Origin of the sequence: Yersinia sp. 2542 StPb PI (genome assembly GCF_048593855.1) — a bacterium.
GTDB lineage: Bacteria > Pseudomonadota > Gammaproteobacteria > Enterobacterales > Enterobacteriaceae > Yersinia > Yersinia enterocolitica_E.
This window is the reverse complement of the sequence record NZ_JAZGQA010000385.1, coordinates 1-1,418: the sequence shown is the minus strand read 5'-3', so window position 1 is coordinate 1,418 and position 1,418 is coordinate 1. Positions and strand designations below refer to the sequence as shown.

The following is a 1,418-nucleotide window of genomic DNA, read 5'->3' as shown; positions in this document are numbered from 1 at the left end:
CTATCAATTCTTTCTTAATGTACTCGATGTTTACGGATATACCGTAGTGGAAATGCCTAATAATATCTTGAAGGTAATACCATCAAAACGAGCTAAAGGTTCAGTTGTTCCTACACTAAGAGAATCGGGGGAAACTTATGGGGATGAACTTATCAATAGAATATTCCCACTTAAACATATCTCTGCCAAGAGTCTTGCCCCACTATTGCGCCAGTTAAATGATAATTCTGAATCTGGTAATATTATTCACTATGAGCCATCAAATACTATATTAATTACGGGACGCGCTGTTGTAGTAAACCGCTTGTACTCGATAATCAATACATTCGACCAAGCCGGAGATATAGATGTTGAATACTATAAATTGAACCATGCTAATGCTGTTGATGTGACTAAACTAGTCAATGAAATCATAAATCAAACAACTTCCAACAAACAAGAGCCATTCAATTTAGGAAGAATAATTGCTGATGATAGGACTAACTCTGTATTGGTGAGTGGTGATAGCCATATCAGAAAAAAAGCTATTAAAATGATAAAGGAGCTTGACCATCAACAGAATAGTTATGGAAACACAAAAGTTATATATATGAAATATGCTCAAGCATCGAAGCTTTTGGAGGTGCTAACTGGCATTGGCCAAGGTTTTCTCAGTAACAAAAAAACAAACTCGACAGGCAAGAAACAGAGTGGAAATATTGCCATCAAGGCATATGATCAAACAAATGCTTTGGTCATTACAGCTGAACCGAAAATGATGAGAGAGTTAGACTTGGTTATCGAAAAGTTAGATATCAGACGAGCTCAAGTCCTGGTCGAGGCCATCATAGTTGAGACCCAAAATGGAGAGGGATTAAACCTTGGCATACAATGGGAAAATAAATTTTCTGGTGGAGTCAACTTTATCCAAAACTCAGGAAGGACAAGAAATAATAGTGATGGTCTACTGCCCATGGCAATTACAGGATTAACTGCAGGCTTTTATAAAGGTAACTGGAGTGGTTTATTTACTACCCTGGCAACTAATTCAAATAATAATATTCTGGCAACACCGAGTATTGTCACGTTGGATAATATGGAGGCTGAGTTTAATGTGGGTCAAGAGGTTCCTGTACTGACATCGACACAAACAACATCTACAGATAGGGTCTATAACTCAATCTCAAGGCAAAATGTTGGTGTCATGTTGAAAGTGAAACCACAGATAAACAAAGGTGATTCGGTTCTTCTTGAAATCCGACAGGAGGTATCAAGTATTGCTGACGGTTCTGACGTCACTGCTAATAATTTAGGCTCTATTTTTAACAAGAGAGTCGTTAATAATGCAGTTTTGGTAAAAAGTGGTGAGACGGTTGTTGTGGGTGGGCTATTAGATAAAAAGATAAATAAAACAGTAAATAAAGTCCCTATCTTGGGGG

The 1,418-nt window shown here is 37.4% G+C and carries 1 protein-coding gene; it reads left to right on the top strand.

The window, feature by feature from the left end:
• On the top strand, positions 1 to 1,418 hold a 1,418-nt coding region (gene gspD / locus V1952_RS21810; RefSeq protein WP_420075543.1), incomplete at both ends, for a type II secretion system secretin GspD.